Genomic DNA, 20,026 nt, shown 5'->3' with positions numbered 1-20,026 from the left:
AACCACCTTCAGATAAAGACCACCTCCACCAAACCGTCCGAACCGCCAAAGAAAGCCCATGACAACGGAAACCGAAGCAACCCCAGCCGCATCCCCCACCCAGCCTGCCGCCGTCGTACACCCTGCTGGCGCCGGCCGGCAGCCGGGCTGGCCGCCCGCACCCCAGGCCACCCCGCCGGCACTGAAATCGGCCGGGCACGTCATCGTCGATTCTCTGGTGGCGCACGGGGTGCACCGCACCTTCGTGGTGCCGGGCGAGAGTTTCCTGGACGTACTGGACGGCCTGCACAGTTCCAGCATCGAAACCATCGTCTGCCGGCACGAGGGCGGCGCCGCCTACATGGCCGAGGCGGACGGAAAGATGAACCAGCGCCCGGGCATCGCCATGGTGACCCGGGGGCCCGGCGCGGCAAACGCCCATGTGGGGCTGCATACCGCCTGGCAGGACTCCACCCCCATGCTGCTGTTCGTGGGCCTGATCCCGTTCGCGCACCGGGACCGGGAGGCATTCCAGGAGTTCGACATCAAGGCCTGGTTCGATACCGGCGCAAAACGCGTTATGGTCCTGGACCACGCGGAGCGGGCGTCGGAGATCGTGGCCGAGGCAATGTTTGCCGCGATGAGCGGACGGCCCGGTCCGGTGGTGGTGGGCCTGCCCGAGGACATCATCCGGCAGCAGATTGACCCGGCACTGCACCCTGCCATCCCGGTAGCGGCCGGCGGTATGAGCCGCACCGACGCCGCAGCCCTGGAAGCCGCCCTGGCGGCGTCCAGCAAGCCGCTTTTCGTCACCGGCGGCAACGACTGGACGCAGGAGGCGGCAGACCAGCTCACCGGCTGGCTGGAACAGCATCACATCCCGGCCGCGGCTGAATGGCGGACCCAGGGCACGGTGTCCTTCGATTCACCCTCCTACGTTGGCCCCATCGGCTACGGCCGTCCCCGCCCCACCTACGACCTGCTGGAGGAAACCGACCTCCTGGTGTTTGTGGGAACCGTCCCCGGGGACGTCATCACGGACGGATTCGTCTGCCGGCAGGACTGGACCAAGGAGAACTTCCTGGTGACCATCGACCCCTCCCTCCGCGGCCGGTCCGGGCCGGTGTCCCGGCAGATCCTGGCCAAGCCGGACGCCTTCGTCCGCGACCTCGCCGGCATCAGCCTGCCGGCCAAGGAGGAGTGGAAGGCCTGGACCGCGAGGATGCGGACCGAGCAGCAACGGTTCGCCGCCCTGCCTCCGGCAGCCCCCGCGCCGGGCCGGGCGCGGATGGACACCCTGATGGCGAACCTGGTGCCACGGCTCCCGGAGGATGCGATGGTGACCTTCGGCGCGGGCGAGCACACCAACTGGGCCCACCGGTATTTCCCCACCCGCCGCTACGCCTCCATGATCAGCGCCCGCAACGGCTCGATGGGCTACTCGGTCCCCTCGGCCATCGCGGCATCGCTGGCCGAGCCCGGCCGCCGCGTGGTGACCATCGCCGGGGACGGCGAGTTCCTTATGAACGGGCAGGAACTCGCCACCGCCGCCCAGTACGGGGCCACGCCGCTGGTGGTGGTGATGGACAACCAGGAATACGGCACCATCCGCACCCACCAGGAACGGCACTACCCGGAACGGGTCTCCGGGACCCAGCTGAAGAACCCCGATTTCGGCCTGATGGCCAGGGCCTTCGGCGGGTTCGGCATCACCGTCACCGAGGACAGGGACGTTCCGGCTGCGCTGGACGCCGCCCTTGCCGCCATCGACCGGGACGGCGTCTTCGCCCTGGTCCACCTCGTGGTGGAACAGCGCGTCAAGGCTTATTGAGCCTGCCGCCCACGGGGAGCGGACGACGGCGGGAGGTTCCGCCGTCGTCCGCTCCTTCTGTTGCATGCGTGGGATGCGGTGGCAGGAACGCGCGGCCGGGCAGGTGCCCTGGGCACCAGTTTGGCCAAAATTGTTGAACAATCTTGGATTCTCGTGCATCCTAAAGAGACCACTTCAACGAGACGAGAATCACTATGGCCTCCATTGACCTCAACAGCGACGTCGGCGAATCCTTCGGGAACTGGACCATGGGCGACGACGCCGCCATCTTCCGCTCCGTCTCCAGCGCGAACATCGCATGCGGCTTCCACGCCGGCGACCCCTCCACGATTGCCCGGACCTGCCGCGACGCCGTCGCCGCCGGCATCAGCATCGGAGCCCACGTGGGATACCGCGACCTCGCGGGCTTCGGCCGCCGCTTCCTGGACTGCTCCCCCACGGAACTCGCCGATGACGTGCTCTACCAGCTGGGCGCCCTTGAAGGCATTGCCCGCGCAGCCGGCGGCCGGATCAGCTACGTAAAACCCCACGGGGCGCTGTACAACACCATCGTGACCCACCAGGTGCAGGCGCAGGCGGTGGTGGATGCGGTCAAGGCCTTCGGCGGGGACCTGCCGATGCTGCTGCTGCCGGGTTCGGTGGCGCTGGCCGCCGCCGAAGCAGCCGGCCTGCGCGGAGTAGCCGAGGCCTTTGCGGACCGCGCCTACAACCCGGACGGAACCCTGGTGTCCCGCCGCGAACCCGGCGCCGTCCTCCATGACGAGGATGCTGTTGCAGCCAACATGGTGCGGCTGGCCACCGAGGGCACCATCGTTGCCAGGGACGGGTCCACCATCGAAACCTCCGCCGAAAGCATCTGCCTGCACGGCGACACCGCCGGCGCCGTATCCATGGCGGCCGCGGTCCGCCGCGAACTCGAAGCAGCCGGCGTGGACATCAGGAGCTTCGTGTGAGTTCCCCGGAGATACGCTGGGCCGGGCCCCGCGCCCTGCTCCTGGAGCTGGACTCCCTTGACGCAGTGCTGTCCCTGCACTCCCGCCTCAGGGACAACCCCGCCGCGGGACAGGTCGATGTGCTGGCTGCCGCCCGGACCGTGCTGGTTGTCTTCGACTCCCGCGCCAGCGCCCGCGCTGCCCGCGGACCCCTTGCACGGCTTGGGAGCATGCCCGCAGGCGCCGCTGCCGTCCAGGACACGCCGGTGCGCATCGAGGTGGTGTACGACGGCGAAGACCTTGCGGAGGTGGGCGAACTCACCGGCATGGGTCCCGAGGGAGTCGTCGCCGCCCACACCGGCCAGCTGTGGACCGCAGCCTTCGGCGGGTTCGCGCCCGGATTCGCCTACCTTGTGGGGGAAACGGACGCCCTGAACGTTCCCCGGCGCGGCACCCCGCGGACCGCCGTACCCGCCGGGTCGGTGGCCCTGGCCGGCAACTTCTCGGCCGTGTATCCGCGGCGGTCACCGGGCGGCTGGCAGCTCATTGGGCATACCGCCACGCGCATGTGGGACCTCCAGCGCGAGCAGCCCGCCCTGGTCCGCCCCGGCACCACCGTCCAGTACGTCGCGGTGCGCGAGCTCATTCAGCTCAGCCGGACTGAGACGGACCAGGCTGACGGGACCCAGGCTGACGCCGCGGCTGCTCAAACACCTGCCGCCGGCCCCGCCCTGGAGGTCCTCTCACCCGGGCCGCAGGCACTCATCCAGGACCTCGGACGGCCGGGCCTCGGCGATTTGGGAGTCTCCCCGGCCGGCGCTGCAGACACTGCGAGCGCCCGCCAGGCGAACCGGCTGGTGGGAAACCTGCCCACCGATGCCGTGATCGAAAACGTCATGGGCGGCCTTTCCGTGCAGGCACGGGGCGAGCTGACGGTTGCGCTCAGCGGCGCGGGCACGGCGGCGGACATCCGGAGCGAGGGCGGCGACAGCGAGGGCGGCGACAGCGAGGGCGGCATCATCCGGCAGGCGCCGATGTATGCCCCCTTCCCCCTGCACGACGGCGAAAGCCTCCACCTCGGCGTGCCGGAGGCAGGCCTGCGCACCTACCTCGCCGTCCGCGGCGGGATTGATGTTCCGCCCGTGCTGGGAAGCCGCTCGACCGACCTGATGTCGGGCATCGGCCCGGCCCCGCTGGCCGCCGGAACGGTGCTGCCCGTCGGCGCCGTGGACAGCGCCCGGGCAGTGGGCCACGCCGAACCGCCTGCCCTGCCGGCAGACCTCTCACCAGGCGCCGGCGGCAGTCCCGTGGTACTGCGCATCACCACCGGCCCCCGCCACGACTGGTTCACGCCCCGCTCCCATGAGGCCCTGACCGGGCAGGCGTGGACCGTGACCGCCGAATCGAACCGCATCGGCGTCCGGCTCGGCACCGGGCCGTCCACGCCCGGAGCCGACGCCGGCACCCCGCTGGAGCGGGCACGAGAGGGAGAACTCCCCAGCGAAGGCGTGGTGGCCGGCTCGCTGCAGGTCCCGCCGTCGGGCCTTCCCGTCCTGTTCCTGGCCGACCATCCCGTCACCGGAGGCTATCCCGTGATCGGCGCCGTTATTCCCGAAGACCTTCCTGCCGCAGCGCAGCTTCCTCCGGGCGCCACCGTGCGCTTCGTGGAGGTTGACCCCGAAACACTGCAGCCCCCGGCCCCTCTTCCGAGCACGCGAAAGAAGCAATGATGAAAAAAGTCCTGATCGCCAACCGCGGTGAAATCGCCGTCCGGATTGCCCGCGCCTGCACCGACGCAGGCCTGGTGTCCGTGGCCGTGTACTCGGACCCCGACGCGGACGCGCTGCATGTGCGCCTCAGCGACGAGGCGTACGCGCTGGGCGGCTCGGCCAGCGCGGAGACCTACCTGGACATCCCTAAGCTCCTGGCCGTCGCTGCCCGGTCCGGCGCCGACGCCGTCCACCCCGGATACGGCTTCCTTTCCGAGAACGCCGACTTTGCGCAGGCAGTGCTCGACGCCGGACTTACGTGGGTGGGCCCCTCACCTGACGCGATCCGCAGCCTGGGCAACAAGGTCACCGCCCGCGAAATTGCGGTCCGTGCGGGTGCGCCCCTGGTCCCCGGCTCCGACGGACCGGTAGCCGACGCCGACGCGGTCCGCGCCTTTGCCGCGGAATTCGGTGTCCCCGTGGCCATCAAGGCGGCCTTCGGCGGCGGCGGCCGGGGCCTCAAGATCGCGCACCGGGTGGAAGACATCGACGACGCCTTCGACTCCGCAGTCCGTGAGGCAACCGTGGCGTTCGGCCGCGGCGAATGCTTTGTGGAGCGCTTCCTGGACCGGCCGCGGCACGTGGAGGCCCAGGTCCTGGCCGACACCCACGGGAACGTAGTGGTGGTGGGCACGCGGGACTGTTCCCTGCAGCGCCGCAACCAGAAACTGGTGGAAGAGGCACCGGCTCCGTTCCTGACCGCGGAACAGCGCACCCGGATCCATGAGTCCGCGCGTGCCATCTGCCGGGAGGCCGGCTACACCGGCGCCGGCACGGTGGAGTACCTGGTGGCCCCCGACGGCGTGATTTCGTTCCTGGAAGTGAACACCCGCCTCCAGGTGGAGCACCCCGTCACCGAGGTAACGTCCGGGCTCGACCTGGTGCGGGAGCAGTTCCGCATCGCGGACGGGCTGCCCGTGTCCGTCACCGAGGACCCGGCACCCACCGGCCATGCGTTCGAGTTCCGGCTCAATGCCGAGGACGCCGGCCGGGGCTTCCTGCCGGCCCCCGGACCGGTGGACGTGTTCGAGGCGCCCACAGGGGCCGGGATCCGCGTTGATTCCGGCGTCCGGTCCGGCTCCGTCATTCCTGCCGAATACGACTCCCTGATGGCCAAGCTGATTGTCCACGGCGAGGACCGCCAGCAGGCCCTGCGCCGCGCCCGCGCCGCCCTGGACGAGCTGCGGATCGAGGGCGTCCCCACCGTCCTTCCGTTCCACCGCGCCGTGGTGCGGGATCCCGACTTCACCGCACCGGACCGGCTGGGCGTGTTCACCACCTGGATTGAAACGGAGTTCGCCGGCCGCCTGGCCGCCTCCCTGCAGACCGGTGCCCAGGGCCCCCTGGCCAGGCGCGAAACCCTGACTGTCGAAATCGACGGGAAGGCCGTCCAACTGGGTCTGCCCGCCAAGGTCTTCCACGCCCTGCTCCATGGCGGAGGGGCCGCCGTCGAACCTTCCGCGGGCACGGACAGCGCCGACGCGGACGGCGAGGTCACCGCCCCCATGGGCGGGAACCTGGTCAAGTGGGTGGCCGGCGACGGGGCCGGAGTCGGCGCCGGCGAGCCCGTTGCCGTCCTGGAGGCCATGAAGATGGAAACCGTGGTGGTGGCGTCCGCCGCCGGAACCTTCCGGCGCGGCGGGCAGGAACCGGGCGCCGCCGTGGCCCGCGGCGAGGTGCTGGGTACTGTCGGCTAGCATCGTTAGTCGAACGGGAATGGGGGAAACCAATGAACACTTCGGCAGACGGTACGGCGGAACACGCACACACCACGGCCTGGATCGCGTCGGTGCTGCGCACCCGCATTGCCGCGGGTGAACTTACGCCGGGGTCCAAGCTGTCCGAGGAGCCGCTGTGCGCAGCGCTGGGTGTTTCCCGCAACACCCTGCGCCAGGCGTTCACCACGCTCGCCGGCGAATCCATTGTGACGCGCATACCAAACCGCGGCGTCTTTGTGGCGTCACCGGGCGTGGAGGAAGTCCGCGAAATCTACCGCGTGCGGCGGATGATTGAGCCTGCCGCCGTCCTCTGGGGCGAGCTGACACCGCAGGTGCTGGAGGGATTGGAAATCATTGTGCAGCGGGCGCAGCAGGCCCGGGACAGCGGATCAGTGCCCGACATGGCCGATGCCAACCAGGCACTGCACGGAGCCGTGGTAGCCCTGACCGGCAGCGCTTCGCTGCAGGAGCTCATGGACCGGGTGCTGGCCGAAATGCGGCTGGTGTTCCACTCCATGGCTTCGGCACCGGACTTCCACAGCCACTACGTGGACCGCAACGTGACATTGGTGAAGCAGCTGCGCGCCGGCGCACGCCAGGATGCTGCAGAGGGGCTGCGCGCCTACCTGGACGAGGCTGAGGCGGAGCTGCTGGCGCACCTGGGCTCGGAGCAGGACCGCGGGTCCGGGATGCGGCAGCGCGCCGGATAGGCACGAAGCCGAAACATACAGGTGTGGGGCAGGAGGTTTCCTCCTGCCCCACACCTGGTTCTTTAGTTGTCCGCGGCGCCTACGGCACCAGTTGTTACGAGCGGCGCCTACGGCGCCCCTTGTTATGAGCGGCGCCTACGGCACCCCTTGTTATGAGCGGCGCCTACGGCACCAGGTAGTCGCTGTCCCGTGCGTCCGTGATCAGCATGTGGCCGGGCGCATGGCCGATGGCCAGCGGGGGCCTCGACTGCATCACGGCCGCCTGCGGCGTCACTCCGCAGGCCCAGAACACCGGGATGTGGCCGGCCGGGATCTTCACGGCGTCGCCGAAATCGGGCCGGCCCAGATCGGCAATGCCCAATTCCTCCGGGTTGCCCACGTGGACCGGGGCGCCATGCACGGCTGGGTACCGCGAGGTGATGCGGACCGCGTCCGCAACCTGCGAGGCCGGTACCGGGCGCATGGAAACCACCATCGGACCGGACATTGATCCGGCCGGGTCACAGGCCCGGTTGGTCCGGTACATGGGCACATTCACGCCCTGGTCGATATGCGCGATCCGGACGCCCCCGTCCTGCAGGGCTGCCTCGAAGGTGAAGGAGCAGCCGATCAGGAACGTCACAAGGTCGTCCTGCCAGTAGCCGGTGATGTCCGTGGGTTCATCCACTTTTTCACCGTTCTTGTAGACGGTGTACTTGGGGACGTCCGTGCGGATGTCCCCGCCGGCCAGCAGCGGCCCGGTGGTGTGGCCCGGTTCGAGGATGCCCAAAATGGGGCACGGCTTGGGGTTGCGCTGGGCGAACAGCAGCAGGTCGAAGGCATGCTCCCGCGGGATGGACAGGACGTTGGCCTGCGCGTAGCCGCGGGACCAGCCCGACGTCGGCTCCACCAGTCCGGCGCGGAAGGCCTCGCGGGCTTCGGCGGGGAGCATGGAGGCGCGGCCGGTCATGACCACAGCTTCGCCAGGCCCATGACGGAGTTCCAGCCAAGGAACAGCGTGATCAGCCAGGTGGCGACGCCGACCAGCAGCAGCCACTTGGGGTAGGCGTAGCCGTGCAGGAGGTCGCGGCGCCGCCAGGCCACCCAGAGGAGGACACCGAAGCCGACCGGGAGGATCAGGCCGTTGAAGGCGCCGGCGAAGATCAGCAGCTGCTGCGGCGCCTGGCCGAGGAAGGCGTAAATCACGGCGCAGACTGCGATGAAGGCAACGGTGATGAGGTTGCGCTTGCGCTCTGAAGTGCGGGACGAGGTGATGAAGGAGACGGAGGTAAAGGCAGCGCCGATCACTGAGGTGATTGCTGCGGCCCAGAGAACCACACCGAACATCCGGAGGCCGATTTCGCCGGCAGCGGCGCCAAAGGCTTCGGCGGCCATGTTGTTGCTGCTGAGCACCGTGCCGCCGGCCACAACGCCGAGGATCGCCAGGAAGAGAAGGACGCGCATGAGGCCGGTAACCATAATGCCCAGGACGGAGCTGCGGGTGATCTCCTTGACGTGCCGCACTCCGGTGGCACCGGAATCCAGCATCCGGTGCGCGCCCGCGTAAGTGATGTAGCCGCCCACGGTTCCGCCCACGAGGGTGGTGATGATGAGGAAGTCCACCGTCTCGGGCAGGAACGTGTTCTTCAGGGCCTCGCCCAGGGGCGGGGCGGCAACAATGGCCACGTAGATCATCAGGAGGATCATGACGGCGCCCAGCAGGACCACGATCCGGTCCAGCGCCATGCCGGCTTTCTTGCTGACGAAGATGAGGATGGCGACGACTGCGGACACGAGCCCGCCGATCTTCGGATCCACGCCCATCATCGCGTTGACGCCGAGTCCTGTTCCGGCAATGTTGCCGATGTTGAACACCATGCCGCCGAGGAAGACCAGGCCCGCCAGGAACCAGCCAATACCGGGGAGGACTTTGTTGCCGAGTTCCTGGGCGCGCAGCCCCGAGACGCCGATAACGCGCCAGACGTTCATCTGGACCGCGATGTCGATGAGGATCGACGCCAGGATCGCGAACGCGAACGACGCACCGATCTGGGCGGTGAAAACAGTGGTCTGGGTGATGAAGCCGGGCCCGATGGCGCTGGTAGCCATCAGGAACATGGCTCCCAGGAGGGCCGTGCGCCGAGCAGAGGAGCTCAGGTTCAGTTTTATGCCGGTTTCTGCCATGGGTTCGTCCAATTTTCAGGGTGACTGGAGTCACAGTGGTCGTCCCGATCGACATTACAGGTTGTTGAACAATCCGCGCAAGGTATTGTTCAACAACTTTTTCCTACGTTGTCGATCTTTGTGGTTCGACGAAAGAAGGCCGGGACCCCTCGGATCCCAGCCTCACCGCCGCCGGCCGCTCCCCCTGCGGCTGGAAAGCTACAGCCGGTCGGTCCGTTCCTCGCCGCCCTTGTGCCCCGAGCCGCGGAGATTCTCCTGGACCTTGCCGAACAGGTCCTTGATGGTGGACTCGGCGTTGGAGATGACGTCCACCTGGAGGTATACCGGATGGGTGACCGGGAGATCGTATTCATCCTTGAGGTGCGTGCCGCCCGAGACTCCGGCTAGGGACAGGTAGACCATGGCCTCCGTGCGGGCTATTCCGGCGATCTTCCCGAACACCACGGTGAACTCGTTCGGCTGGAAGCTGACCGTGTGGCCAACATGCCCGCGGTCCAGTTCACCGGCGGGAACGGCCTTCTCTGACTGGCTTCCGGTGTAGTCCATGAACTTCTCCTCAAGATCGCCTGGCAGTTACGCTCGCAGTCTACGCGGGCCCGAAGGGGCGGTACATAGCCGGCGGGCGGGCCTGCGGGCGTGCCGGGAACTGCCCGCCCGGGGCGCGCGCACGCACCCTTCCCGCCGGTAGAATCTGAACGGCCATCATTAAACCGGCGCCGCCGTCCGCGGCCCGTTCCGTCATTGTGAGGGGGACCATCCGTGCCGGCACATCGTCCCCGGACCCCCTTCCACCTCCTGCGCGCCACCGCCGTGGCCACCGTCATCCTGGCGCTTGCCGCCGGAGCGCACCTCGCTGCCGGCGGGGAGCTCCCCGCGCCCGCCATCATGCTGGCCGTGCTGTCCCTGACCGCGCTGGGCAGCACCACCGCAACACGCCTGCGCCTGGGATTTCCCGCGCTGGCCGCGCTCCTGGGCGGCGGGCAGGTGGCACTGCATGAGGTCTTCACGGCCTTCAGTTCTACCGGTACGGCAGCGGGGTCCGGCCCTGCCGCATCCCACGTCAGCCATGTGGCCGGACCCGGCTTCCTCACCCCGGCGGCAGACCACCTCGCCGGAGCCGCGGCAACAGCCGCTCCCCTGATGCTCGCTGCGCACGTCCTGGCGACACTGGGCTCTGCGCTGCTCCTCGCCAAAGGCGAGGCCGCTCTGTGGGCGCTGGCTGCCTGGCTTCGGCCCCTTGTTGCGCTCCCCCAGCCGGTGGCGTGCGACGACGGCGCCCCGCCTTTAGCTGCTTTTCCTCCTGCCGCCGCCCCTTTGCGCCCCTGGCGCAACCTCCGGCAGGACAGCCGGCGCGGCCCGCCTTCCGCCGTCGTGCTTTCCTCCTGACCCGCTCCGCGTCCTGCTGCGCCGGGCCCACAAAAGACTTTTAGCACCCCGGTTCCGGGCGTGCGCCGGAAAGGCAACCATGCATACCTCCATCCTTCGACGTTCCCTGGCAACGGCAGCAGCCACCGGAGGCGCCGCTGCGCTTCTGCTGGCAGCCGCGGGCGGCGCCGCCGCCCACGTCGGCGTCACGCCGGACAAGACCTCGGCCAACTCCTATGCCCTGCTCACGTTTGCGGTCCCCCACGGCTGCGACGAGTCCGGCACCACCAGGGTGGCCATCACGCTGCCCGCGGAGCTGAACGACGCCCAGCCCACGGTCAACCCGAACTGGACCGTGGAGAAGGTGACCGAGCAGCTCCCTGAACCGAAGAAGCTCGCAGACGGCACCTCCATCACCAAGCGGACCAGCCAGATCGTCTACACCGCCAAGGCGCCCCTGGAACACCAGCTCCGGGACACCCTGGTCCTCTCGGCGAAACTGCCTGATGCAGCCGGGAAAACGCTGTACTTCCCCACGCTCCAGACCTGCGAAACAGGCCAGACTGACTGGTCCGAAATTCCGGCGGACGGCCAGGACCCCCATTCCCTGAAGGCACCTGCACCGTCGGTGACCGTGACGGAAGCCGCAAGCACTGACGGCCACGGGGCTGCCCCGGCCGCGTCCCACTCCACCGAACAAGCCTCGGCGGTCAGCGGCAGCGGGGCAGGTGACGGCGGAGCAGGAGCGCGCAGCTGGGCAGGCCTGGCAGCGGGCCTCGGCGGGCTGGTACTGGGCGGTACGGCCCTGGTCCGCAGCACGGCCCGGCGCAACCCGGCGGACACCCCGGCGAAGTAGCGCCGCACCGTCACAGCCGCACCAAGGGCGGCCCCAGCCGGCAGCGCCACGGCTTTTGATGCCCGGATCATCACGATCCGGGCATCAAAATGCCGGGGCGGCCCGTTGTGCCGTTGACGCGGACACCCGCTGCGGCGAAGGTGGTGCCATGAGGTCTCAGCGAATTTTCCAAGGGTTGGTCATGTCCACGGCGGCCGCGGCGGCGGCACTGATGCTCAGTGCCTGCGGGCCGGCGCAGCCGCAGTCGCAGGCGACTGCAGCAGGAACCGGCACAGGCACCGGCTCGGCCAGCAGCCCAGCCAGCCCCGACGCATCGTCCGCGGCGCCCACGGCGTCTGCGCCGCCGTCGTCCCCCGGCACGTCCCCGTCCTCCGCGGCTCCGGCCCCGGGCGACCCCGCACTTTGCAAGGCGGCAGGGCTCTCGGCGGCTACCGACGCGTCAGGGGGCGGGGCGGCCGGCAGCGTGTACATGAAGCTCAACCTCACCAACACCGGCTCCGATCCGTGCATCCTCCGCGGCTATGCCGGGGTGTCCCTGACCGCTGATGCTGCCGGCGCTCCCATCGGCGCGCCGGCGGTCCGGGACGAATCCACCGCGGCGGTGGACGTCCTCCTGGCCCCCGGACAAACCGGCTCGGCCGTGCTGCGCTACACCCAGGCCGGCAATTATTCGGACTGCGCCCTGGTGGATGCGGCCGGCTACCGGATCTACCCGCCCGAGGACACGGAGTCCCTGTTCCTGCCCCAGCCCACCAGGGCCTGCAGCAACGGTGCGATCACGCTCCTGACAATCAGCCCGTTCCAGCCCGCCTGATTCCTCCGCGGCGGCGCTCCACAAGGAAACTGCAGGCGGTCCGGCATGATGCCGGGCCGCCTGCAGTTTCTCTTTTTGACTTGTTCGGGGCTTTGGTTGCCTGGTTGTGGCTGCCTGGTGGCCGTGGTAGTCCGGCCCACTGCGCGGCCGTCGGAACTCATGCTTGTCATGACGTCTCCTGCTGTTTTGTCGCTATGTTCACTTCGTGGCTGCCACCTGACCATAGACTTAAACCCCAACATCATAAGTATACTTAGCAAATACGCCATTGATGGGTGGGGGTCATAAGGGACCCATCACAAACCGGCCCTGCAGGGCCTGGACAAAAGGCAGGCTGAGCAGGCATGACGTCGATTTGGCTGGACCACAGCGAACCGTTCGTTTCCGATCCGTTCGAGCCGGGAGGCACCTACGACACCGTGGTGGCCGGAGCAGGACTCACCGGCCTGGTGACCGCGCTGCTGCTGGCACGCTCCGGGCAGAACGTGCTTGTCCTCGAGGCCAGGTACCCCGGCGCCGTAACCACCGGAAACACCACCGCCAAGGTAACCCTGCTCCAGGGGACATTCCTGTCACAGCTCGCCCGCCAGTATTCACAGAAGCAGGTGCAGGCGTACGTGGATGCCAACCGCGAGGGCCAGGCCTGGCTCCTGCGGTACCTTGACGAACAGGGTGTGCCGTACCAGCGCAGGGACGCCTACACCTACGCAGCCTCCGCGCAGGGGACCGAAAAGCTCCGCGAAGAAGTCAGCGCCGGCACCACCGCCGGGCTGGACCTGGAATACGTGCGCGACGCCGGCCTGCCGTTTCCCGTCCACGGCGCCGTCCGCCTGGCGGACCAGGCGCAGATCCACCCGGTGAAGGTGCTGGAAACGCTGGTGTCGGACATCCGGGGCCGGGGAGGATCCGTGGTGGGCGGCGTGCGGCTGCAGGACGTCACCGGCAGCGGGCCCGCCACGGTGCATACCGACCACGGCACCGTCACCGCCAACGAGGTGGTGCTCGCCACCGGCATTCCCGTGCTGGACCGCGGCCTGTACTTCGCCAAACTGAAGCCCAGCCGCTCCTACGCGGCAGCCCTCCAGCTCCAGGACGACCAGGCTCCTCCCCCGGGCATGTACCTCTCCGTGGAGCAGCCCACCCATTCGCTGAGGGACTACGACGCGGACGGCCGCCGCCTGCTCCTGGTGGGCGGCCACGGGCACCACGTGGGCCGGGCCCGGTCCGAGAAACACCATCTTGGCAGCCTCCTGGACTGGGCCGGCCGGCACTACCCCGGCGCCGTTGCCACCCACACCTGGTCCGCGCAGGACTACATGCCCACCAACCTCATGCCTTTCTTCGGCAGGTTCCCCCGCGGCAAAGGCCACATCCACTTCGGCACCGGCTACAGCAAGTGGGGCATGACCAACGCGGTGGCGGCCGCCGTCGGCATCTCTGCCGACATCCTCGGCGGGAACGTGCCCTGGGCAAACACCATCCACCGCAGGGTCACCTCGCCCTCGGGAGCCTTCTCCGCCGTCGCCCTCAACGCCGGCGTGGCAGGCAAGCTTGCCGCCGGCTGGGGACAACTGGCCGCGGAGGGCCTGCGGAAGCACAGCAAGGAGCCGGCCCCCGCCCCGGTGGTTCCGGCCGACGGCGAGGGCAGGGTGTACAGCGAAGGACCCAGGCCGGTGGCTGTCTCCACCGTGGACGGCACCACGTGCAGGCTGTCGGCCGTCTGCACGCACCTCGGGGGCATCCTGCACTGGAATGACAGCGAACTCACGTGGGACTGCCCGCTGCACGGCTCACGGTTCAGCAGCGACGGAAAACTCCTGGAGGGGCCGGCCACCAGGGACCTCCCGGCCGCGGACAAGGCGTGAGCCCGGGCAGGCGGCCGGCATCAGTGTCGGTGCCTTGGGGCATGATGGAGGCATGATCGAGGAAGAGGCCCCCACCAGCGGAAAGGGCACAGGCGGAAAGGGCCCAAGCGCCAGCACCATGGCCCAGTTCAGCAGGCCCACGCGCGACTGGTTCCTCGGTGCCTTCTCAGAGCCGACGCCCGCGCAGGAGGGCGCCTGGCGCGCCATTTCCTCGGGCTCGCACGCCCTGGTGGTGGCCCCGACGGGGTCCGGGAAAACCCTCGCCGCTTTCCTCTGGGCGCTGGACCGGCTCCTGGCCTCCGCCGCGGAAGCACCGGAGGCCACGGTGGCCGCCGGCGCGGCCACCTCGAAGGGCAAGCGATCCCGCGCGCCGAAGCGCAAGACCCGTGTCCTGTACATTTCACCCCTGAAAGCCCTGGGCGTGGACGTTGAACGGAACCTCCGCTCACCGCTGATCGGCATCACCCAGACCGCCAAGCGCCTTGGGCTGCCGGCCCCGCTGACCACCGTGGGCGTGCGCTCCGGTGACACCACCACTGCTGACCGCCGCGCCCTGCTGAGCAACCCGCCGGACATCCTCATCACCACCCCGGAATCCCTGTTCCTGATGCTCACCTCCAAGGCGCGGGAAACGCTCACCGAAGTGGACACCATCATCATCGATGAGGTCCACGCCGTGGCCGGGACCAAACGCGGCGCCCACCTGGCGGTCTCCCTCGAGCGGCTGGATGCGCTGCTGCCCAAACCGGCCCAGCGCGTCGGACTGTCCGCCACCGTGGAACCCAAGGAGCTCGTGGCGCAGTTCCTCGCAGGCACAGCGCCGGTGGAAATTGTTGCCCCTCCTGCCAAAAAGAACTGGGACCTCACCGTCTCCGTCCCGGTGGAGGACATGTCCGACCTCCAGGGCGCCGCGGGGGCTTTCGACTCCGGCCCCGCCTCCGGGCTCCAGCCGCAGGCATCGATCTGGCCGCACGTGGAAGAGAAGATCGTGGACCTGGTGCTGGCCAACCAGTCCACCATTGTGTTCGCCAACTCCCGCCGCCTCTCGGAGCGCCTCACGGCCAGGCTCAACGAGATTTACGCGGAGCGGCAGCTGGTGGCGGCAGGCGGCGGCTGGGATGACCCGGCCCAGCAGGCAGCGGCACCCGGCGTTCCCGCCTCCACCGCCACGCCGGCGCACATGATGGCGCAGGCCGGAAGCTCTGCGGGGGCAGATCCGGTGCTGGCCCGCGCGCACCACGGCTCCGTTTCGAAGGACCAGCGGGCGCTCATCGAGGACGACCTGAAATCGGGCCGGCTGCGGTGCGTGGTGGCCACGTCTTCCTTGGAGCTCGGCATCGACATGGGCGCCGTGGACCTGGTGGTGCAGGTGGAATCACCGCCGTCCGTGGCCAGCGGCCTGCAGCGGGTGGGCCGGGCAGGGCACCAGGTGGGCGAAGTCTCCCAGGGCGTCCTCTTCCCGAAACACCGGGCGGACCTCGTCCACACCGCCATTACGGTGGAACGGATGCTCGGCGGAAAGATCGAGCGCCTCAGCATCCCGGCCAACCCGCTGGATATCCTGGCCCAGCAGACTGTTGCCGCCGCCGCCTTGGGCAGCATCGACGTCGAGGAATGGTTTGCCACGGTACGGCGCTCGGCGCCTTTCGCATCACTCCCGCGCTCAGCGTTCGAAGCCACCCTGGACCTGCTGGCCGGACGGTACCCGTCCGACGAATTCGCCGAACTCCGCCCACGGATCATCTGGGACCGCAACGCGGGCACCATCGAGGGCCGGCCGGGCGCGCAGCGCCTGGCGGTGACCTCCGGCGGGACCATCCCCGACCGCGGGCTCTTCGGTGTGTACATCATCGGCACGGAGGTTGAAGGATCGGCTTCCCCTTCCACGGAGGGCAAACCGGCGCCCGCCCCCAAGGGCGGGCGCCGGGTAGGCGAGCTGGATGAAGAGATGGTGTACGAGTCGCGGGTGGGGGACGTCTTTGCGCTGGGCGCCACCAGCTGGAAGATCGAGGACATCACGCATGACCGCGTGCTGGTCTCGCCCGCCTTCGGCCAGCCGGGCAAGCTGCCTTTCTGGAAGGGCGACTCGCTCGGCCGGCCAGTGGACCTGGGCCGCGCCCTTGGCGCGTTCGTCCGTGAGCTCTCGGCGTCCGACGCCGGCCCTGCCACCGAGCGCTGCAAAGCCAGCGGCCTGGATGAGTTCGCCGCGAACAACCTGATCCAGTACCTCACCGAGCAGAAGCTGGCCACCGAGGTCGTTCCCAGCGACACCACGCTGGTGGTTGAGCGGTTCCACGATGAATTGGGCGACTGGCGCGTCATCCTGCACAGCCCGTTCGGCATGCCCGTGCATGCTCCCTGGGCACTGGCCGTCGGACAGCGCCTCCACCAGAGATACGGGCTGGACGGCTCGGCGATGGCTGCCGACGACGGGATTGTGCTCCGCGTGCCCATGATGGAGGATGAGCCGCCGGGGGCGGAGCTGTTCCTCTTCGACCCCGAGGAACTGGAGCAGATCGTTACAGCCGAGGTGGGCGGCAGTGCACTCTTCGCATCGAGGTTCCGGGAGTGTTCCGCGCGGGCGCTGCTGCTGCCCAGGCAGACCCCGGGCAAGCGGCAACCGCTGTGGCAGCAGCGGCAACGGTCAGCCCAGCTGCTCGATGTCGCCCGGAAGTACCCAACCTTCCCCATCGTGCTGGAAACCGTCCGCGAATGCCTGCAGGACGTCTACGATCTCCCGGCGTTGAAGGACATCGCGGCGTCCGTGGAACGGCGCGAGCTGAGGATCGTCCAGACCACCACGTCCCAGCCGTCCCCGTTCGCCAAGTCCCTCCTGTTCGGGTACGTGGCGCAGTTCCTGTACGAAGGCGACTCTCCCCTCGCGGAGCGCCGAGCCGCCGCGCTGGCCCTTGATTCCACGCTCCTGAACGAGCTGCTGGGGCGCGTTGAACTGCGCGAACTGCTGGACTCCAAGGTCATCGAAGCCACCGAGCGCGAGCTCCAGCGGCTGGCGCCGGACAGGCGGGTGCGGGGCATGGAAGGGGTGGCGGACCTGCTGCGGCTGCTTGGCCCCCTGGCGCCCGAGGAGGTGGCCGCGCGCCTGGAACCGGCCGCAACGGGTGGCCAGCCCGCGGCAGTGGTGCCGCCCCCCGCATCCGACCAGGACGGGGCAGCAACTCAGCCGGCGGAGGCCACCGGTGGTGTCGCTGAGGACCTGGTTGACGCTGACGACTCCGTTTCCCCAGAGGACACCGGGCACGGCCACGCCACGGTGGACGCCGGGCACGCCCAGCCGGTGGAGGCCACTGCCCACCTGGTGGCCCTGCAGCGCGCCAACCGTGCCATCAAGGTCAACATCGGCGGCGTGGAACGCTTTGCGGCTGTGGAGGATGCCGCGCGGCTGCGGGACGCCATAGGCGTTCCGCTGCCCATGGGGGTCCCGCTCGCGTTCATCGAACCCGTCGCGGATCCCCTCAGCGACCTTGTTTCGCGGTATGCCCGCATGCACGGACCCTTCACCGCGGCCGAGGCAGCAGCACGGCTTGGCCTGGGCGTGGCAGTGGTCAGCACTGCCCTGAAACGCCTGGCAGCAGACGGTCGCGTAGTGGAGGGCGAGTTCCGGCCGCATGCAGGGCCAGCGGAAACCGTCCCGGACACCACCAGCGGTGCCGCCGGAGAAGGCACCGGACCGGAGGAAAGCCAGCCTGCAAGTGAACCAGCGGCGCCCAACCTTTCCCCGCACACGGTGGTCAGCGAATGGTGCGACGCAGAGGTCCTGCGCAAGCTCCGCCGTCGTTCGCTGGCAGCCCTCCGCGCGGAAGTGGAACCGGTGGATGCGGCCGCCTACGGGCGCTTCCTGCCCGCCTGGCAGCATGTCAGGACACCCGGCGGAGGGCGCGGCCAGCCGTCGCTGCGGGGGCTGGACGGCATCATCACCGCCGTCGACCAGCTTTCCGGGGTGCCCATTCCGGCCTCGGCCTGGGAACCGCTGGTCCTTGCCGGCAGGGTGTCCAACTACCAGCCGGCAATGCTGGATGAACTGATGGCCGCCGGGGAGGTCCTCTGGTCAGGCGCCGGAGCCCTGCCCGGAAACGACGGCTGGATCAGCCTCCACCTTGCCGACTCCGCCGAACTGACTCTCAACCCTGCCATCGAGTACGAGCCCGGGGATGCGCAGCAGCGCCTCCTGGAGCACCTTCGCAACAACGGCGGCGGCTACTTCTTCCGGCAGCTCACGGACGTCGCCGGGGGCATGGATGCCGTCCTCAGCGACCAGGAAGTGGTGACGGCACTCTGGGACTTGGCGTGGGCGGGCCGGATCACCGGGGATACGTTCGCCCCGGTCCGCGCGCTGATCGCCGGTGGCCACACCGCGCACCGGCAGGTGGCCCGCGCACCCCGCGCCAGGGCACCCCGGCTCAGCAGGCTGGGCCGTTCCCATGGGAGCGGGCTCATGGGATCGCCGGGCCTGGCGGGCGGCAGGTACGGTGCGTCGGCCGGAGGTGCGTCAACTCCCCCGATGGCCGCCGGCCGCTGGTCTGCCCTGCCGCAGCCGGAACTGGACGCCACCATCCATGCCCGGGCCACGGCTGAACTCCTGCTGGACCGCTATGGCGTGGTCACCAGGGGGTCCGTGATGGCGGAACAGATCCTGGGCGGCTTCGGCCTCATGTACAAGGTCCTCGCGAGGCTGGAGGAAGCCGGACGCTGCCGGCGGGGCTACTTCATTGAGCACCTGGGGGCGGCCCAGTTCGCGGTTCCGGCCACTGTTGACCGGCTGCGGTCCTATTCGGAGGACACCCAGCTCGCCAGGCCCGAACCCGTCGCCCTGGCGCTGGCGGCGACGGACCCTGCCAACCCGTACGGAGCGGCCCTCCCCTGGCCGGCCCTCCAGGACGACGCCGGCACGGGGCACCGGCCCGGGCGGAAGGCGGGTGCCCTGGTGGTGCTGGTGGACGGGGCCCTGGTCCTCTATGTTGAACGCGGCGGCAAGACACTGCTGGCCTTCAGCGGCGATGAAGCCGTCCTCTCGGCCGCCGGCGCGGCGCTGGTGGGCGTGGTGACCCGGGGAGCCGTGGACAAACTGATCATGGAGAAGGTCAACGGGCACGGCATCCTGGATACCCCTGTCGCTGCCGCCCTGAGCTCGGCCGGCGCCTACTCCACCCCGAAAGGACTGAGGATCCGTGCCTGAGGGCGATTCCGTCTGGCGGGCAGCCAACCAGCTGCACCAGGCCCTGGCAGGACAAAAACTCCTTGCTTCCGATTTCCGCGTGCCCCGCTTTGCAACCCTCAACCTCACCGGCTGGACCGTGGCGGAAGTGGTGCCCCGCGGCAAGCACCTGCTGATGCGCGTGGTGGGGCCGGACGACAAAAAGCTCACCATCCATTCGCACCTGAAAATGGAGGGAACCTGGCAGGTGTACCCGCCCGGCGGACGGTGGCGCAAACCCGGCTACACCGCCCGGTGCGTGCTGCGCACCGCCGCTGCGGACGCCGTCGGATTTTCCCTGGGGGTTGTTGAGGTGGTGGCCACCGCCAGCGAGGACTCCATCGTGGGTTTCCTGGGTCCGGACCTGCTGGGGCCGGACTGGGACCTGGACGAGGCGGAGCGGCGGGTCCGTTCCGCCCCGGACGTCCCCATCGGCGTGGCGCTGCTGGACCAGCGCAACCTGGCCGGGATCGGCAACATCTACCGCTGCGAAACATGCTTCCTGTCCGGCGTGCACCCCGCTTCCCCGGTCTCGGCGGTCCAGGATGTGCGGACCATGATGACGGACGCCAAGCAGCTCCTGGAAGTCAACCTGGGCCCGGGCCGCCGCGTCACCATCCTCAACGCCCGCGGCATGCCCGTCGGCCGGATGGCGGGGCGGCCCGGCTACTGGGTCTACCGCCGGGAACACCAGCCCTGCCTGAAGTGCGGGACCCCCATCCGGCGCGGCGTGCTGGGCAAGCTGAACGGCGACGAGGAACGGGACATCTACTACTGCCCCCAGTGCCAGCCGCTCCCGGCCCAGGGTTAGG

Annotated in this window: 15 protein-coding genes; 11 read left to right on the top strand and 4 right to left on the bottom strand. The window is 69.2% G+C overall.

Annotated features, from left to right (window positions below; genetic code table 11):
* The first annotated feature begins 58 nt into the window (after nt 1–58).
* The 5 genes from HTS88_RS16020 to HTS88_RS16000 all read left to right on the top strand — a co-directional run bounded on the left by HTS88_RS16020 (nt 59) and on the right by HTS88_RS16000 (nt 6,939).
* Nucleotides 59–1,810 (top strand): thiamine pyrophosphate-dependent enzyme, encoded by a 1,752-nt coding sequence (locus tag HTS88_RS16020; protein ID WP_174180066.1) that lies wholly within the window; start codon nt 59–61, stop codon nt 1,808–1,810.
* A 194-nt stretch (nt 1,811–2,004) separates the two neighbouring features.
* On the top strand, nt 2,005–2,763 hold the full coding sequence (locus HTS88_RS16015) for a LamB/YcsF family protein (protein ID WP_174180064.1): 759 nt from the start codon (nt 2,005–2,007) through the stop codon (nt 2,761–2,763).
* Nucleotides 2,760–4,472 (top strand): 5-oxoprolinase/urea amidolyase family protein, encoded by a 1,713-nt coding sequence (locus tag HTS88_RS16010; RefSeq protein ID WP_174180062.1) that lies wholly within the window; start codon nt 2,760–2,762, stop codon nt 4,470–4,472. The genes HTS88_RS16015 and HTS88_RS16010 overlap by 4 nt, the downstream gene beginning before the upstream one ends.
* Entirely contained in the window at nt 4,472–6,208 is a 1,737-nt protein-coding gene (locus HTS88_RS16005) for an acetyl/propionyl/methylcrotonyl-CoA carboxylase subunit alpha (RefSeq protein ID WP_174180082.1), read from the top strand. Before HTS88_RS16010 ends, HTS88_RS16005 begins: the two co-directional genes overlap by 1 nt.
* 32 nt (nt 6,209–6,240) lie before the next feature.
* On the top strand, nt 6,241–6,939 hold the full coding sequence (locus HTS88_RS16000) for a GntR family transcriptional regulator (RefSeq protein WP_174180060.1): 699 nt from the start codon (nt 6,241–6,243) through the stop codon (nt 6,937–6,939).
* Nucleotides 6,940–7,102: 163 nt separating this feature from the next.
* Here HTS88_RS16000 and HTS88_RS15995 read toward each other — a convergent pair whose 3' ends face one another.
* The 3 genes from HTS88_RS15995 to HTS88_RS15985 all read right to left on the bottom strand — a co-directional run bounded on the left by HTS88_RS15995 (nt 7,103) and on the right by HTS88_RS15985 (nt 9,648).
* On the bottom strand, nt 7,103–7,888 hold the full coding sequence (locus HTS88_RS15995; protein WP_174180058.1) for a putative hydro-lyase: 786 nt from the start codon (nt 7,886–7,888) through the stop codon (nt 7,103–7,105).
* Nucleotides 7,885–9,102: an NRAMP family divalent metal transporter gene (locus tag HTS88_RS15990; protein WP_174180056.1), complete on the bottom strand. Its 1,218-nt coding sequence runs from the start codon at nt 9,100–9,102 to the stop codon at nt 7,885–7,887. The genes HTS88_RS15995 and HTS88_RS15990 overlap by 4 nt, the downstream gene beginning before the upstream one ends.
* A 198-nt stretch (nt 9,103–9,300) precedes the next feature.
* Complete coding sequence (locus tag HTS88_RS15985) at nt 9,301–9,648, bottom strand: hypothetical protein (RefSeq protein WP_174180054.1); 348 nt, start codon at nt 9,646–9,648, stop codon at nt 9,301–9,303.
* Nucleotides 9,649–9,861: 213 nt separating this feature from the next.
* Here HTS88_RS15985 and HTS88_RS15980 point away from each other — a divergent pair, with 213 nt between their 5' ends.
* Together HTS88_RS15980 and HTS88_RS15975 are read left to right on the top strand one after the other, a co-directional pair.
* Entirely contained in the window at nt 9,862–10,488 is a 627-nt protein-coding gene (locus HTS88_RS15980) for a hypothetical protein (RefSeq protein ID WP_174180052.1), read from the top strand.
* Between the two features lie 79 nt (nt 10,489–10,567).
* A complete protein-coding gene (locus HTS88_RS15975; RefSeq protein ID WP_174180050.1) occupies nt 10,568–11,323 on the top strand; it encodes a YcnI family copper-binding membrane protein in 756 nt (251 codons plus the stop codon).
* Between the two features lie 156 nt (nt 11,324–11,479).
* Here the strand turns inward: HTS88_RS15975 and HTS88_RS22430 are convergent, their stop codons facing one another.
* Complete coding sequence (locus tag HTS88_RS22430) at nt 11,480–11,794, bottom strand: hypothetical protein (protein WP_343044996.1); 315 nt, start codon at nt 11,792–11,794, stop codon at nt 11,480–11,482.
* Between HTS88_RS22430 and HTS88_RS22425 the strand changes: the two genes are divergently transcribed.
* From HTS88_RS22425 to HTS88_RS15955, 4 genes are all read left to right on the top strand, one after another.
* Nucleotides 11,787–12,137: a DUF4232 domain-containing protein gene (locus HTS88_RS22425; RefSeq protein ID WP_309296834.1), complete on the top strand. Its 351-nt coding sequence runs from the start codon at nt 11,787–11,789 to the stop codon at nt 12,135–12,137. The genes HTS88_RS22430 and HTS88_RS22425 overlap by 8 nt on opposite strands.
* A 344-nt stretch (nt 12,138–12,481) precedes the next feature.
* Nucleotides 12,482–14,002 (top strand): FAD-dependent oxidoreductase, encoded by a 1,521-nt coding sequence (locus HTS88_RS15965; RefSeq protein ID WP_174180047.1) that lies wholly within the window; start codon nt 12,482–12,484, stop codon nt 14,000–14,002.
* Between the two features lie 118 nt (nt 14,003–14,120).
* On the top strand, nt 14,121–19,196 hold the full coding sequence (locus HTS88_RS15960) for an Lhr family helicase (protein ID WP_174180080.1): 5,076 nt from the start codon (nt 14,121–14,123) through the stop codon (nt 19,194–19,196).
* Entirely contained in the window at nt 19,189–20,025 is an 837-nt protein-coding gene (locus HTS88_RS15955) for an Fpg/Nei family DNA glycosylase (protein WP_174180045.1), read from the top strand. The genes HTS88_RS15960 and HTS88_RS15955 overlap by 8 nt, the downstream gene beginning before the upstream one ends.
* Nucleotide 20,026: the final 1 nt, after the last annotated feature.

This window comes from Pseudarthrobacter oxydans (assembly GCF_013314975.1).
In the GTDB taxonomy this organism is placed as follows: domain Bacteria; phylum Actinomycetota; class Actinomycetes; order Actinomycetales; family Micrococcaceae; genus Arthrobacter; species Arthrobacter oxydans.
The sequence above is the reverse complement of the archived record's forward strand: the minus strand, read 5'-3'. Positions and strand labels throughout refer to the sequence as shown.

Coding starts and splice junctions, on each gene's coding strand:
- HTS88_RS16005 (WP_174180082.1), top strand. CDS start 4,472: ATGAAAAAAGTCCTGATCGCCAACCGCGGTGAAATCGCCGTCCGGATT.
- HTS88_RS22430 (WP_343044996.1), bottom strand. CDS start 11,794: ATGTACACGCTGCCGGCCGCCCCGCCCCCTGACGCGTCGGTAGCCGCC.
- HTS88_RS15990 (WP_174180056.1), bottom strand. CDS start 9,102: ATGGCAGAAACCGGCATAAAACTGAACCTGAGCTCCTCTGCTCGGCGC.
- HTS88_RS15985 (WP_174180054.1), bottom strand. CDS start 9,648: ATGGACTACACCGGAAGCCAGTCAGAGAAGGCCGTTCCCGCCGGTGAA.
- HTS88_RS16020 (WP_174180066.1), top strand. CDS start 59: ATGACAACGGAAACCGAAGCAACCCCAGCCGCATCCCCCACCCAGCCT.
- HTS88_RS16000 (WP_174180060.1), top strand. CDS start 6,241: ATGAACACTTCGGCAGACGGTACGGCGGAACACGCACACACCACGGCC.
- HTS88_RS15965 (WP_174180047.1), top strand. CDS start 12,482: ATGACGTCGATTTGGCTGGACCACAGCGAACCGTTCGTTTCCGATCCG.
- HTS88_RS15975 (WP_174180050.1), top strand. CDS start 10,568: ATGCATACCTCCATCCTTCGACGTTCCCTGGCAACGGCAGCAGCCACC.
- HTS88_RS15960 (WP_174180080.1), top strand. CDS start 14,121: ATGGCCCAGTTCAGCAGGCCCACGCGCGACTGGTTCCTCGGTGCCTTC.
- HTS88_RS15995 (WP_174180058.1), bottom strand. CDS start 7,888: ATGACCGGCCGCGCCTCCATGCTCCCCGCCGAAGCCCGCGAGGCCTTC.
- HTS88_RS16015 (WP_174180064.1), top strand. CDS start 2,005: ATGGCCTCCATTGACCTCAACAGCGACGTCGGCGAATCCTTCGGGAAC.